Source organism: Streptomyces alfalfae (assembly GCF_004127445.1).
GTDB classification, from domain to species: Bacteria; Actinomycetota; Actinomycetes; order Streptomycetales; family Streptomycetaceae; genus Streptomyces; species Streptomyces alfalfae.
This window is the reverse complement of sequence record NZ_QEXM01000037.1, coordinates 249,600-263,623: the sequence shown is the minus strand read 5'-3', so window position 1 is coordinate 263,623 and position 14,024 is coordinate 249,600. Positions and strand designations below refer to the sequence as shown.

General features: G+C 75.5%; 11 protein-coding genes. 5 read left to right on the top strand and 6 right to left on the bottom strand.

Annotated features, from left to right (window positions below; genetic code table 11):
• Positions 1–9: 9 nt before the first annotated feature.
• The 4 genes from DCW30_RS16270 to DCW30_RS16255 form a co-directional block, all read right to left on the bottom strand.
• A complete protein-coding gene (locus tag DCW30_RS16270) occupies positions 10–546 on the bottom strand; it encodes an SRPBCC family protein (protein WP_062775725.1) in 537 nt (178 codons plus the stop codon).
• Between the two features lie 28 nt (positions 547–574).
• Positions 575–1,792, bottom strand: coding sequence for a DegT/DnrJ/EryC1/StrS family aminotransferase (locus DCW30_RS16265; protein ID WP_076687538.1), 1,218 nt, complete (start codon positions 1,790–1,792; stop codon positions 575–577).
• 115 nt (positions 1,793–1,907) lie between these two features.
• Entirely contained in the window at positions 1,908–3,026 is a 1,119-nt protein-coding gene (locus tag DCW30_RS16260; RefSeq protein WP_076687537.1) for a GNAT family N-acetyltransferase, read from the bottom strand.
• 262 nt (positions 3,027–3,288) lie between these two features.
• Complete coding sequence (locus DCW30_RS16255; RefSeq protein ID WP_076687536.1) at positions 3,289–4,320, bottom strand: MerR family transcriptional regulator; 1,032 nt, start codon at positions 4,318–4,320, stop codon at positions 3,289–3,291.
• Between the two features lie 155 nt (positions 4,321–4,475).
• On the opposite strand from DCW30_RS16255, the gene DCW30_RS16250 reads away from it, so the two are divergent.
• On the top strand, positions 4,476–5,054 hold the full coding sequence (locus DCW30_RS16250; RefSeq protein ID WP_076687535.1) for an RNA polymerase sigma factor: 579 nt from the start codon (positions 4,476–4,478) through the stop codon (positions 5,052–5,054).
• Positions 5,055–5,337: 283 nt separating this feature from the next.
• On the opposite strand, the gene DCW30_RS16245 is transcribed toward DCW30_RS16250, so the two are convergent.
• Positions 5,338–6,054, bottom strand: coding sequence for an MIP family channel protein (locus tag DCW30_RS16245; RefSeq protein WP_076689659.1), 717 nt, complete (start codon positions 6,052–6,054; stop codon positions 5,338–5,340).
• A gap of 307 nt (positions 6,055–6,361) precedes the next feature.
• Here DCW30_RS16245 and bdeA point away from each other — a divergent pair, with 307 nt between their 5' ends.
• From bdeA to DCW30_RS16230, 3 genes are all read left to right on the top strand, one after another.
• Complete coding sequence (bdeA, locus tag DCW30_RS16240) at positions 6,362–7,297, top strand: bis(hydroxyethyl) terephthalate hydrolase (RefSeq protein WP_076687534.1); 936 nt, start codon at positions 6,362–6,364, stop codon at positions 7,295–7,297.
• A gap of 44 nt (positions 7,298–7,341) precedes the next feature.
• The gene (locus tag DCW30_RS16235) at positions 7,342–10,197 is read left to right on the top strand and encodes a helix-turn-helix transcriptional regulator (RefSeq protein WP_237283468.1); all 2,856 of its coding nucleotides are present in this window, start codon (positions 7,342–7,344) and stop codon (positions 10,195–10,197) included.
• A 103-nt stretch (positions 10,198–10,300) separates the two neighbouring features.
• Entirely contained in the window at positions 10,301–11,902 is a 1,602-nt protein-coding gene (locus tag DCW30_RS16230; protein ID WP_076687533.1) for a sigma-70 family RNA polymerase sigma factor, read from the top strand.
• Between the two features lie 35 nt (positions 11,903–11,937).
• Here the strand turns inward: DCW30_RS16230 and DCW30_RS16225 are convergent, their stop codons facing one another.
• Positions 11,938–13,041 carry a hypothetical protein gene (locus tag DCW30_RS16225; RefSeq protein WP_076689655.1) on the bottom strand — a complete coding sequence of 368 codons (1,104 nt, stop codon included), beginning with the start codon at positions 13,039–13,041 and terminating at the stop codon, positions 11,938–11,940.
• Positions 13,042–13,242: 201 nt separating this feature from the next.
• Here DCW30_RS16225 and DCW30_RS16220 point away from each other — a divergent pair, with 201 nt between their 5' ends.
• A complete protein-coding gene (locus DCW30_RS16220; protein ID WP_079250233.1) occupies positions 13,243–13,902 on the top strand; it encodes a M23 family metallopeptidase in 660 nt (219 codons plus the stop codon).
• The last annotated feature ends 122 nt before the right edge of the window (positions 13,903–14,024 follow it).

Here is a 14,024-nt window from a genome sequence, read left to right as displayed (position 1 = left end):
CGCCCCGGCTCACCGCTTCTCGGGGGCCGTCCCGTCGAGTTCCCGCTTGAGGTTGCGCAGGGTCCGGTCGATGTTGCCGGTCTGGAAGGCGGCGAACGTGTGTCCCCGGGTGGCGATCCGGTCGAAGGCGTTGGCCACGGCGTCGGGCCACGAGCGCCGGTCGTCCGTCCAGGTCTCGGTCACGCGCGTCGCCCCGCCCGGCACACCCTGGGCGCTCGTGGCCGCCTCGAAGCGGTACTCCCAGGTGGCGATGGGGCCGCGCAGGCGCGGGCGCTTGAGGCCGATCGCGTGGACGCGGAAGGCGAAGCAGGCGCCCGGGTCCGCCCGGGTCACGGTGCAGCGCGTGGTCCAGCGGACGGCGCCGCGCTTGTTGTGCCCCACGAAGACCTGGCCCACCCGGGCGGGTCCGTCCGCGTCGGCGAGGGTCGCGCCCAGGTTCTCCGGGCTCCACCGCCCCATCTGCGCAGGGCGGCCGACCTGCTCGTACACCAGTGACGGCGGTGCTTCGACCACGATGCTGCGGGACACGCTGAACGTGCGGGCCATGGGGTACTCCGTTCCTCGGCCCGCGACATTACCCGTCGGTAAGGATCGAGGGAAGCGGCGCCTTCGGGTGGGCCGGCCGCGCCCGCTCCGCCGTCAGCGCGTTGATCATCCTGCGGGCCAGCAGCGGATCGGCGGGCAGCGTGTGCGCGGCGAACCAGCGCGCGGCCGCGGGGTCGGGCGAGGGCTCCACGAACTCGACGCCCGCGTAGTCGTCGAGCGGCGGGTCGTACACGTAGCCGCAGACGAGTCCGTGGTCCACCAGGCGGTCGAGCAGGGCGTCGCGGTCGTGGACCAGGAGGGGGACTCGGAAGAGGGGCGGCGGCCCCTCCAGCGCCGAGCGGTCGCGCAGCGCCCGGCCTGCCCAGGCCGTCTGGCCGAGCAGCGAGACACCGACGCGCCTGCGGCCCAGGTCGCCCTCCAGTCGCGCCATGCGGAGCTTCAGCTGGGCGCGGACGAGGGCGCCGTGGCGTGAGCGGAAGCCGTGCAGGTCGACGCGGACCCAGGACTCGTACGCGGCCAGGCTCGGCGCGAGGCGGCCCGCCCCCGCGAGCTGCCCCGGCCGCAGGGCCATGCGGAAGGTGTCGCGTTCGAGGAGGCCCAGGCGCTGCATCGTCCGCCACACGGGACGCACCAGCCCCGAGGAACGCGCGGCCGAGCGGATCAGCGGGCGGAGGGTGGTCGTCAGATCGTGGCGCAGGCGGCGCGGCGTCAGGAGTTCGTCGCGCAGGAGCTCCACCTCGCGCCGGGTACGCGCGTCCTCGACGGCGAGGAAGCCGCCGGCCATCGCCGCCACGTGCTTGGACAGGCTGAACGCCGCCGCGTCGCCGAACGTCCCGATCGGCTGCCCGTCGACGCGCGTGCCGATGGCGTGCGCCGCGTCCTCGAACAGGGGGATGCCGAGCTGGTCGCAGCGCTTGCGCAGGGCGACGACGCGGTCCGGCACCCCGTAGAGGTTCGTGGTCAGGACCGCGTCCACGTCGCGCCACGTCGACTCCGGCACGGCGGCCGGGTCGATGTTGCCGTCCCAGGCGGACACGGGAGCCTGTACCGGGCGCAGGCCCGCCGCGAGGACCACGAAGAGGATCACGTCGTCGTTGACCGGTGACATCAGCACCCGCGCGCCCGGCCGGCACCAGCGCCGCAGTGCCAGGTAGAGCGCGAGCCGGGCCGACGGCGTGTAGACGCAGCCGCGCCCGAGGCGCCGGGTCATCTCCTCGGCCAGCCGTGCTCCGTAGGGCATGGACATCCCGCCTCTTCCGCTTCGTCGCCGTCGAAAGGGTCCGCCCGGGAGAGTCCAGGGCTCTCGGGGGCAGAGCGGGGCCGGCCTCGTGCGGGGCAGCCGGCCCGTGGAGAGGAGGTGCTCAGGGCGTGCGGACCGGCCGGGCCGCGGGGGCCTCGGACGCGCCGGACGTGCGCAGGGCGCCGACCGCCTTGAGGAGCCGGTCGGCCGGTTCCCGCAGCCGGGGGTGGGCGAGGACCGTGTTGCGCAGGCCGCGCACCGGTCTGCGCCACATGCGGTGCACCGCCGCCACGGGGTGGGGCCGTGTCGCGAATCCCTCCCCGACCCGCAGCTCACGGGTCTTGAGCCAGTCCTTGTACTCCTTCTCGCCGCGCCCCATGTCCATCAGGCGCACCCCGCGCGAGGCCGCGGCCTCGGCCATCCGCAGGTGCATCAGCAGGCCGGGCGAGTAGTAGCCGAGCTCGGGGTCGTACGCGGTGAACCAGGCCGCGAAGACCGTGCGCGACGTCGGCCCGAAGTGGGCCGCCACCGGGCGGTCACCGGCGTACACCACGGAGAGCACCCCGGCGAAGTGCTCCTCGCGCACCTCGAAGAGGTGGTCCACCAGGTCGACGATCCAGGGCCGCGCGAAGCGGTCCATGCGCCCCGTCCTGCGGTACTGGGCGGACTTCCACCGCATGAGGGTGCGCAGCACCTTCGGGTCGCGCTCGTCGTAGACGAAGCGCATGTCGCCGATGTCGCGGCCCAGGCGGCGCTCCTTCTTCAGCGTCGTCCTGGCGAGCTTCGGGTACGCCTCGCGCAGCCACCGCGCGTAGTCCCCGTCGCCCGGCCGCAGGTCGAGGACGGGTGAGGCGAACGTCCCCGTGACGTGTCCGCCGAAGGGCTTCTGCTCCTCCACAAGGTGATCGAACTCGAAGACGGAGAGGCCGCAGGCCCGCAGCAGCTCCTCGGTGTCCCAGATGACGCCGGGGCGGTGCACGAGGGCTTGGCAGTCGGAGAGGCCGAGGCCGATGGCCCGGCCGACGCCGAAGGAGTTGCGCTCGTACGGCAGGAAGCCGACCGGACGGCCGCTCTCCCGCAGGACCGCCACCAGCGAACGGCCGCGGTGGCGGCCGACGGCCTCCGCGAACTCCGGGGCCAGGAAGGGGTTCGCGTACTCGGGCGACTCGTCCATCGCCTGGTGCCAGGCGGAGCGGGTCGACGCACTCAGGTCGTCGGGTCTGTGGATGGTGATGCGCACCTCTAGATCAGCCGCCCTTCCCCGTGGTCCACGGGGGGTGAGCCGTGCGCGCGGCCGGCCGATACGGCGTATGGGCCGTTGCTCCTCGATCGCATGGGCGACCACTCCCCCCATGACGCTCTCGCGTCCTGCTGGTCTCCGGATACCGTGCCGCTCCGCGCGCACGCCCGTGCCACGGTCGGTGCCCCATGCGAACGGCGCGGCGGGCTCAAAGGTCGCGAACCCGTACGCACGTGTCAAGAGCGCCGACCGGCCCGGCGTCTCACGTGGCCCACGGGACGGTGGAGTCGTGCGGTTCGCCGTGCGCTCTCGCGATCTGGGCCAGCGCCTCGCGCAGGCTGGCCGGCCGCAGCGTCCCGCGCACGGCGGGTCCCGCCCAGCCGGGCCCGCCCAGCATGACGACGGGCCTGCCCCTGGCGCCCCGTACGCCCCAGCGGAGGTCGGCCAGGTGCCGGGCCAGCGGCACACTCGCGGTGGACCGGGACTGCGACCAGAGGAAGACGACCGGAGGGCCCGTCCTGCGGGCCGCGGCGGAGACCGCCTCGACGGGCACGGCCGCGCCGAACATGCGCTGCGGCACGCCCAGTTCACCCAGGGCGGCGCTGAGCGCCTCCAGCGGGAGCGAGTGCTGCTCGCCGGGGACGCAGGCCAGGATGAGCGGGGCCGCGGCGGACGGGGCGACGGGGGCGGTGGCGCAGCGGTGCAGGGTGCGGGAGACGTGCCAGGACAGCAGGTGCTCGACCTCCACGTACCGGTCGCCCGCCTCCTCCCACTTGCGGCCCACCGCGTGCAGCGTCGGCGTGATCACTTCCTGCCAGGCGTCGACGAGGCCGTGCCGCTCCACCGCGGTGGTCAGCAACTCCTGGACGGCGGACGCGTCGAGGCGGGTGGCCGCGCGCGCGAGGCCCTTGCGCTGCCGTACGAACATCTCCGGCGCCGAGGGCCGGGTCCGGCGCGCCCGGCGGGGCCTCGGCACGGGCGCGGAGGGCTCCTCGCCGGTCAGTTTCAGCGCCGCGTGCGCGGCCTCGGCGGGCGGCACGCCCGCGGCGGTGAGCCGGCCCATCTCCTCGACCATGGCCACGTCCCGCTCCGACCAGCGGCGGTGGTGGCCGGGCTCGCGCCGGGCGGGGCCGAGGCCGTATCTGCGGTCCCAGGTCCGCAGCGTCGTCGGTGACACCCCGAGCCGCCTGGCGAGCGCGCCGGTGGAGACTCCGGCGTCCTCCGGTCCGCCGTCGACCGGACGCTCCCGCGCCTGGTCCTCGCGCCCTTCCGGGCGCCCCCCTGAGTCATCCATCCGCCCACGATACGACGCACGACCGACGCACGTTGCGGCGCGAACGCGGCTGTTCCCAAGATGACCCCGCCGCGGCCGGGACCGTGGTGCGCCTGCCCGGTTCCGACCGGAATCAGGGCGGTTGCCGACCGATCCGAGGAGCTGACGAAGCGTCGATGAGTACAGCGGTGTCACCGTGGCCCGTCGAGGGGCCGGACACGGAGGCGGAGCTGGCGTCGGGGCTGGCGCGCGGTGACGAGTCGTGCCTCGTCACGCTGTTCCGCCGAGGGGGGCCGCGCGTGCACGCCCTGGCCCGGCGCGCCCTCGGCGACAGCCGTGAGGCGGAGGACGTCACCCAGCAGGTCTTCCTCGCCGCGTGGCGCGGCCAGACCGGCTACCGGCCCGAACTCGGCACCCCCATGGCCTGGTTGACGGGCATCACGCGGCGGAAGATCGCGGACTGCCTGGCGGCGCGGGCCCGCAGGGCGGCGCTCGTCGAGGGCGCGGGGGCGCGGTACATCCCCTGGCACACCGGCCCCGGGGAGGCGGAGGCCGCCGTCGACCGGGTGCTGCTGACGCGGGCGCTCGCGAGACTGCCGGTGCCGCAGCGGACGGTGCTGTGCCTGGCGTTCTACGAGGACCTCACCCAGCCGCAGATCGCCGAGCTGACGGGGTGGCCGCTGGGCACGGTCAAGAGCCACGCCCGGCGCGGGATGCGGCGCCTGCGTCTGCTCCTGGAGGACCCGGCTTCTTGAGGCGCCCGCTTCCCTGGGGCCGGACGTGCCGGAAAGCCGGCGCGACGCACGCCCGTCCGGTGCATCCGTGGGGCCCGCTCCGGCGGAAGCACGTGACAGCCTGCCGTGCCGGTCACCGTCACGCGGCCCGCAGATCCGCCGTGACCCCGCGGTCTGTGTGTCTCAGCGGAGTCGGCGCCGCTGAGGCCGGCCGCCGTCGTCCGTGCGACGGCGGCCGCGGGGCCGCGGGCGGTGCGCGCGTCACGCCGCCCGCGGCCCCGCTTCTCGCGGGAGCCCACGCCCGTCAGGCCGCGGACGCCTTGTCCGCGATGACGCGCTCCTCGCCCACGGGGTGGGTCACCTGGTGCACCAGCGCGGCGAGCGCGCCGCCCACCATGGGCGCCACGATGAACAGCCAGAGCTGCGACAGGGCGCCTCCCCCGGCGAACAGGGCGGGGCCCAGGCTGCGGGCGGGGTTGACCGACGTGCCGGTCAGCGGGATGCCGACCAGGTGGATGACGGCCAGCGCGATGCCGATCGGCAGCCCGTCGAAGCCGGTGACCGCCACCCGGTGCGTGACCCCGAGGACCACGAACACCAGCAGGAACGTCAGCACCAGCTCGGCGAGGAAGGCGCCGCCGATGTTGATGCCGACCGCGGACCGGCCGCCGTAGCCGTTGCTGCCGAAGGAGCCGCTCGTCCGCAGCCCCGGCACCTGCTTGGCGAGCAGGAAGAGCAGGGCCGCGCCGACGATGCCGCCGACGAGTTGGGCGACCCAGTACGTGACGGCCGTGCGGACGTCGATGCGGCGCGCGACGAGCATGCCGAGGGTGACGGCGGGGTTCACGTGGCAGCCCGAGATCGGGCCGAGCGTGTAGGCGAGGGCCAGCAGCGTGAATCCGAAGGCCAGCGCGATGCCGAGGGTGCCGATGTACTCGACGCAGAGCACCGCCGACCCCACGGCGAAGAAGACCAGGAGCAACGTACCGAGGAACTCCGAGATCACCGCTCGTTTCTCCACGACTGTCTGCACAGCTACCACCTCGCAGGCTCTGCCGGACTGTCCGGTCATCCTCCCTTCGGCCGCACGTGTCCGCCTTCCGGGCGCCCGGGGCGAAGCGGGAGAAGACGGGCGGCGGGCCGTGCGGACGACGCCCTCCCCGGGCCCGGCCGTGTCCCTCGCGGCGCCTCGCGCCTCGGTCGCCCGTACGCCCGAACGAGTGATGCGGTTGGTGAAGACCGGTGATTTCGCCGATGCGCTGGGGTGGGGATGGCCCGGACAGTGGCCGCTGCCGACAGACGCCTTCCCCCGAAAGGAACCCACCGTCGTGCAGCAGACCAGCAACGAGACCCGGCCCACCACCACGACATCCCCCGGCAGGCACCGGACCCGCAGCCGCCTCCTGCGGTCCGGCCTCGCCGCCCTGCTGGCCGCGGGCGGCCTGGTCGCCGCCCAGAGCCCCAGCGCGGGCGCCGCGGACAACCCCTACGAGCGGGGCCCGGCGCCGACCGTGTCGAGCATCGAGGCATCGCGCGGCCACTACTCCGTCTCCGAGGCGCGCGTGTCGTCCCTGAGCGTCAGCGACTTCGGCGGCGGGACGATCTACTACCCGACGTCGACCAGCGACGGCACGTTCGGCGCCGTCGCGATCTCGCCCGGCTACACCGGTACCCAGTCGTCCATCTCCTGGCTGGGCCCGCGCCTCGCCTCGCAGGGCTTCGTCGTCTTCACCATCGACACCCTCACCACGCTCGACCAGCCCGCGAGCCGGGGCCGCCAGCTGCTGGCCGCGCTGGACTACCTGACCGAGCGCAGCTCCGTACGCGGCCGGATCGACGGCGACAGACTCGGCGTCATGGGGCACTCCATGGGCGGCGGCGGCAGCCTCGAAGCCGCCAAGAGCCGTCCCGCGCTCCAGGCGGCGATCCCGCTGACCGGCTGGAACCTCGACAAGAGCTGGCCGGAGCTGCGGACGCCCACGCTCGTCGTCGGCGCCGACGGCGACACCATCGCCCCGGTCTCCTCGCACTCGGAGCCCTTCTACGAGAGCCTCCCCGGCTCCCTCGACAAGGCGTACCTGGAACTGAACGGGGCGAGCCACTTCACCCCGAACACCTCCGACACCACGATCGCGAAGTACAGCGTGTCGTGGCTCAAGCGCTTCATCGACAACGACGTGCGCTACGAGCAGTTCCTCTGCCCGCTGCCGCGTCCGAGCCTGACCATCGAGGAGTACCGGGGCAACTGCCCGCACACCTCCTGAGCGACGCCTTCCGCATCGGTTTACGCGGAAGTAACCTAACGGTCGTGGCCGGACCGACGACCGTGACGACCCCCTTCCGGACAGCTGGCCGGAGCGCCCGGCTGCGCGCCGTCGACGCCCTGTCCGACGGCGTGCACGCGGGCCGTGGCGGCGCCCTCGTGCTCGCCGCGGCCCCCGGGCTCGGGCGCACCGCGCTGCTCGCGCACGCCGCCCGCGCCTTCCGCTCCCGCCACCCCTCGGGCGCGGGCACGGTCCTGAGCACCCGGGCCGTGCCCGCGGAGAGCCTGATCCCTTACAGCGGACTGCACTCCCTGTGGTGTGCGGGAGCGGACTTCCCCGCGCCGCCGGAGTCGCCGGGGGCCCTGCTCGCCATGGTGCGCGACCTGGCGGGCCGCGGCCCCCTCCTGCTCTGCGTCGACGACGTCCACCTGTGGGACGCGGCGTCCCGCGCCGCCCTCGGCTTCACCGCCCGCCGCCTGGTCGGGCCGCACCCCGCCGGCCTGCTCGTCTCCGTCACCGAGCGCCGTGCCGACGACCCGCACCTGGCCGAGCTGCCCGTCCTGCGCCTGGACCCGCTGGCCCCCGATGAGGCGGGCGCGCTCTTCGACGAGCTGACCCGGGGCGAGGCCGCTCCCGCCGTGCGGGACGAGGTGCTGCGGGCCGCGGGCGGCAATCCGGGGCTCCTGCACGGCATCGTCGCCGGACTGACCCCGCCCCAGCTCTCCGGGCGGGCCGCCCTGCCGCGACCGCTGCCCGCGAGGCCCGCGCCGTCCTGCGGCGGCCTGGCCCCCGAGACCGGGCAGGTGCTGCTGCTCGCCGCCGCGGCGCATGTGCCCGGGGCCGAGAGCGCGGGCGCCGACGCCGATCTCGTCCTGCGCGCGGCGGGGGCAGCGGGCCTCGACGGCGCGGCCCTCGTCCCCGCGGAGGCCGCCGGGGTCGTGCACCTCGCGGACGGCCGCGTCCGCTTCGACACCCCCGGCCTGCGGGAGAGGCTCTACGCCGACGCCCCGCCCGCCCGGCGCCGGGCCGCCCACCGGCTGCTCGCCGCCGCGCTCGACGACACCCGCACCCCGCCGCTGCTCCGCCGACTGCACCGGGCGCTGGCGGCGGCCGGCCCCGACCCCGCACTCGCCGCCGCGCTGGTGGCCGCGGCCGACGACACGGGCACGGGCGTCGGCCACGCCGAGCGCGCGGCGGCCCTCGCCGCGGCGGCGGACCTCACGGAGGCGGCGCGGGAGCGCGCGCTGCGCAGGACGGCGGCCGCCGACCACGCCCGGCTCGCGGGCAGACCCGCCCGTGCCCGGGAGCTGCTGGCCACCGCGCGCGCCGAGTCCACCGACCCGCTGGTGCGCGGCGCCGTCGAGCTGACCCGGGGCCGGCTCGCGCTCGGCGACGGGCCCGTGGCCGACGCCCGCGAGGCGCTGCTGCTCGCGGCGGAACTGCTCCTGCCGCACGACCCGGACGCCGCCGCCGAGGCCCGGTTCTGCGCCATGGCGGCGGCCTGGGACATGGGGGACGCCAGGGCGTACCTCTCCGCGCTCGGCACTCCCCTGACCGCCACCGCCCCGGTGGCCGCGCCCCCGGCGGCCCCTTCCGCGATGGCCGCTCCGCCCGCGCCCGCTGCGCCCGCGGCCCCTCCCCCAGCGGCCATTTCCGCACGGCGGGACCGTACGGCCGCCGACCCGCAGGCCGAGGAGTACCGCGCCGCCATGCTCGTCGTCATGCGCGGCCGGCTCAGCGCGGCGAGCCGTCGGCTGCGCAACGTCGTCGACCAGGGCGAACGGGCCGACGACCCGGGGCGGCTGCTGCGGGCCGGGGTCGCCGCGCTCGTGGCGGGGGACCTCGCCGCGGCCTCCCGTGTCAACGCCCGGGCGCTGGCCGCCGCACGCGCGACGGGCACCGACATCCACGTCCCGCAGGCCCTTGAGCACCTGGCCTACGCCGAGCTGCGCGCCGGGCGGCACGCGCGGGCGCGGGCGCACGCCGAGGAGGGGCTGCGGGCCGCGGCGGCCACCGGGCAGTGCAACATCGCCGCCCAGCACCACGCGATCCTCGCCCTGGTGGCGTCGGTCGAGGGTGACGGCGAGGCGGTCACCGCGCGGGCGGCGGCCGCCGCGCGGATCGCCGACCGGCACGGCCTCGCCCAGGCCGCGACGCTGGCCCAGTGGGCGCTGGCCCGCCATGAGCTGAGCCGCGGGCGCGCGCCGGAGGCCGCCGCGCGGCTCGGGCCCGTGGTGCGGCCGGGCCCGCGGCGCGGCCACTTCGCGGTGCGGATGCTCGCCGTGCCCTGCTACGTGGAGGCGGCCGTGCTCGCCGGGGAGGGCGAGCGGGCGCGGAGCTGTGTCGCGGAGTTCGCCGAGTGGGCGGCCCAGGGCGCCGATCCGCAGGCCCCCGCGCAGCTGGCCCGCTGCCACGCGCTGCTCGCGGGCCCCGAGGAGAGCGACGCCCTGTACGCGGTGGCGCTGGCCCGCCACGAACTGTCGGGCGGCGACTTCGAGCACGCCCGCACCCAGCTCCTCCACGGCAAGTGGCTGCGCCGCAGGCGCCGCCCCGGCGAGGCCAGGGGCAGGCTGCGGGACGCGCTGATCTCCTTCGAACGGTGCGGCGCGCGTGCCTGGGCCGAGCAGGCGCGGGCCGAGCTGCGCGCCACGGGCGAGGCCGGGGCCGCGGAGCCGCCCGAGGGCCCGCTGTCGTCTCTGACCCCGCAGCAGCTCAGGATCGCCCGCCGCGTCGCGGAGGGCGCCACCAACCGCGAGGTGGCCCGGCACCTCTCGGTGAGTCCGCGGACCGTCGACCACCACCTGCGGAACGTCTTCGCACTGCTCGGGGTACGCTCTCGCGTCGAACTGTCCCGGCTCGTGGCCCGGTGCGAACAGCTCTCCCCGCACGACGGACGTTAGGGCCCGGGGCACCGGTTCCACCGGTTTCTGTTATCCGGACCAGGGCCGTGCGTCTCCCTTGTCGCCGGAGGAGAACAGGTCTCACAGAGAAAGCGGACACAGCGTGAGCAGCGAACGCCAAGTCGCGAGGGTCAGGGCGGCACAGGACGGGAACCAGCAGGCTCAGGACACCCTGGTGTCGGAGTACCTGCCGCTGGTCTACAACATCGTCGGGCGGGCCCTGAACGGGCACGCGGACGTGGACGACGTGGTGCAGGAGACCATGATCCGGGTCCTTGGCGGTCTGGACGGCCTGCGCGACCCGGAGAACTTCCGCAGCTGGCTCGTGGCGATCACCATGAACCAGATACGCGGGCACTGGCGGGAGCGCGCCACCGGCGCGATACCCGGCGGTGGCGGCCTCGGCGACGGGTACGACGTCGTGGACCCGGGCGCGGACTTCGTGGACCTGACCATCACCAGACTCGGCCTGTCGGGCCAGCGCAGGGAGACCGCGGAGGCCACCCGGTGGCTCGACGAGGACGACCGGGCCCTGCTGTCGCTGTGGTGGCTGGAGGCCGCGGGAGAGCTGACCCGGGCGGAGGTCGCCGAGGCGCTCGAACTGTCCCCGCAGCACGCGGCGGTACGGGTGCAGCGCATGAAGGCGCAGCTGGAGACCAGCCGCGTGGTGGTCAGGGCCCTGGCGACCGAGCCGCGTTGTGCGGGGCTCCAGCAGATAGCCTCCGGCTGGGACGGCGTGCCGTCCGCCCTCTGGCGCAAGCGCCTGGCGCGCCACGCCCGTGACTGCGCGGTCTGCACGGACCACTGGTCGAACCTCGTGCCGGCCGAGCGGCTCCTCGTGGCGCTCGCCCTCGTGCCCGTCGGGGCCGCCCTCACCGGCGCGGTCACCCGTCCCGGTCTGGTCACGGTCGGCTTCGCCGAGGACGCGCCCCTCTCCGCGCGGGTCCTCGCGCGCCGCGCTCGCGCCAAGCGGCAGCGCCGGACGGCGGGGGTGGCCGCCGCGGTCGCCGCGCTCGTCGCCGGGGGCGCGGCCGTGCACCTGCTCACGGGCCCGGAGGAGGACGAGAGCGCCAGGGCCACGGCCGCCGCCCCGGCCGAGTCCGCCGCCACGAAGACCGCGAAGAGCGCGTCGCCCTCCGCCCAGCGCTCCGCGTCGCCCTCGGCGAAGCCGTCCCCCGGCAAGAGCGAGTCCAAGGACAAGGGCGAGACGAAGGAGAAGGAGAAGGCCGGGGACAAGGCGACGAAGAAGCCGAAGCTCACGCCGACGCCCACCAAGGCCCCGCCGAAGCCGAAGCCGGAGGCGTCCGCTCCCCAGGTCCCCAGTGGCACCGCCGACCAGGTCATCTCGCTGGTCAACGCCGAGCGCGCGAAGGCGGGTTGCGGCCCCGTCCGCGCCAACTCCCAGCTCGCCACGGCCGCCACCAGGCACTCCGCGGACATGGACGCGCGGGACTACTTCGACCACACCAGCCCGGACGGCACCGACCCCGGCGACCGCATCACCGCCGCCGGATACCGGTGGAGCACGTACGGCGAGAACATCGCCCGCGGCCAGCAGACCCCGGCCGCGGTGATGGACTCCTGGATGAACAGCTCGGGCCACCGCGCCAACATTCTCAACTGCGACTTCAAGGAGCTGGGCATCGGCATACACCGCGCGTCCGGCGGGCCGTGGTGGACCCAGGCGTTCGGCGCCTCCCGCTGAGCGCGGCCCGGGGCCGCCGGACACGGCGCCGGGCCTCAGCCGACGTGCTGCGAGTGGAACTGCTCCAGGCGGCGCTGCGCCAGGGAGAGGGCGCCGCGCTGGCGGCCCGGCACCTGCCGGCGCAGGGCGATCATGGCGGGGCCGAGGGCGCGTACGGTCTCCGCGTCGCGCACGCGGTCCCAGAGGTGGTGCGCGCGGTCCGCCGCGGCCTCCACCTCCGGTGAGTCGGAGGTCTGGCCGGCCGCGAGGCGGGCCGCGGCCACCGCGAGCCACGTCTCGCAGCCGCGCGCGGGGTCACCGGCGAAGCGGGCGAGGTCGGCGCGGACTTCCATCCAATGGATGACCTCGTTCGAACCGGGGCCGTGCGTGCGCAGCGCCGCCTGCTCCCACGACGCGGCGAGGGCCGCGGCCTCGCCGTGCCGTCCCGCCTGCACGGCGGCGGTGATGGCCGCGTGCGGGTCGGCGGGCTGCCCGGGCGGTGTCTGCGGCGGGTGCGCGGGCGGCGCCGCCGCGGGGTCGAGGGCGAGCACCAGGTCCTTGGCGTCGTCGCCGAGGGACTGGGCGACGGCCTGCTGGTGGAGCTGGAGGGGCGGCGGACGGTGCCCGCTGCGCAGGACCGTGGCGAGCGCCTTCATGTACGCGGGGTCCGCGGGCGTCCTGCGGCGGGCCGGCGGGGCGATGCGGCCGTACAGCGCGACGCCGGGTCCCAGGTCGAGCGGGTGCGCGGCAAGGGCCTGCCAGCTCTCGGCGTCGGCGTGCAGGTCGGCGAAGACCGTGGTGCCGCCCGCCGGGCGCATCCGCACCTCCTGGGCGATCCAGTGCCACGGGAACCCGGTGTACCGCATGGTGGCCGGGGTGGTCCTGGCCAGCGCGAGGTGCGGCATGCGCTGGCGCTTGTCCAGGTGCACCTGTCCGACCAGGTAGACGGTCAGGGGGCCCGGCGTCATGGCCGCGGCGCGCAGCCGGGTCAGGACGGTCTGCGGCTCCAGCGGATCGGCCAGTTCCACCACGCTCGCGGTCGCGGTCCCGGCGAGCGCCGCCGGGGTCACCGCCGCGAGTACGGGCAGGACGGAGGCCGCGTCGACCAGACGGCTCTTGTTCACGGGGGCCGCCGCGACGAGCAGCGCAGTACCCGGCACCGGCCCCTCCCTCTCGATCACCACGTCAGCACCGTATCCGCTGCCTGCGCCGGGCACGACAACAGGGCGATGATCCGTGCGAATTGGTGGTGGTTGCGGCCGGTTCGGCCGGCCCGGGAAGCGCCCCCTCCGGTCACCCGGGGTACGCCGGATGGCACAGTCGGCGTGCGCCCCGAGCGTTCGGCCACTGTCCTTGGTGAGATGGAGAACCACATAGACGGCCCGCTCAGGGCGGGCCCCACCACACGACGTGAGGCCCTGCGCCTCGCCGCGGGACTCCTGGCGGGCGGCGCCCTGTCCCTGGGGGCCGCACCGGTCAGCTCCGCGGAGCCCTTCCCCACCGGAGCCGAGGACGACTGCGCGCTCGACTACGACCCGCAGTTCGAGGCGGCGCTCGCCGAGGCGGACGCCCGGTTCCCCGCGGAGGAGGACGAACGCAAGTCCGCGCCGCGCCCACGCCGCATCCTCCCCCTGCGGCGGCGCTACCGGGTCAGCGCCCGCTACGGCATCCGCGGCCCGTGGGCCGCGGGCCACCACACCGGTATCGACCTGGCGGTTCCGAACGGCACCCCGGTGTACGCGGTCGGCGGCGGGCGGGTCGTGCTGGCCCGCTGGTCGGGTGCGTACGGCATGGCCGTGACCGTGCGGATGCCGGACGGGCACTACGCGGTCTACGCCCATCTCTCCCGCATCTCGGTGCGGCGGGGCGCCCGTATCCGCACCGGCGCCAGGATCGGGAGCAGCGGCGCGACGGGCCGGGCGACGGGTCCGCACCTGCATCTGGAGATCCGCGTCCGGCGCGGCTACGGCTCGGACGTGAACCCCGTCACGTACCTGGCCCGGAGCGGCGCCCGCCTGTAATCACTGTGCGTAGTCATGCAGTTGACACCCCATCAGTTCCGGTTCTCGCTCAAAGTTACCGACGGACAAGGGTACGAACACCGCTGAGCGGGAACGATGGACATGGGACCTCAGTGCCGCCC

Coding starts and splice junctions, on each gene's coding strand:
- DCW30_RS16265 (WP_076687538.1), bottom strand. CDS start 1,792: ATGTCCATGCCCTACGGAGCACGGCTGGCCGAGGAGATGACCCGGCGC.
- DCW30_RS16255 (WP_076687536.1), bottom strand. CDS start 4,320: ATGGATGACTCAGGGGGGCGCCCGGAAGGGCGCGAGGACCAGGCGCGG.
- DCW30_RS16220 (WP_079250233.1), top strand. CDS start 13,243: ATGGAGAACCACATAGACGGCCCGCTCAGGGCGGGCCCCACCACACGA.
- DCW30_RS16270 (WP_062775725.1), bottom strand. CDS start 546: ATGGCCCGCACGTTCAGCGTGTCCCGCAGCATCGTGGTCGAAGCACCG.
- DCW30_RS16250 (WP_076687535.1), top strand. CDS start 4,476: ATGAGTACAGCGGTGTCACCGTGGCCCGTCGAGGGGCCGGACACGGAG.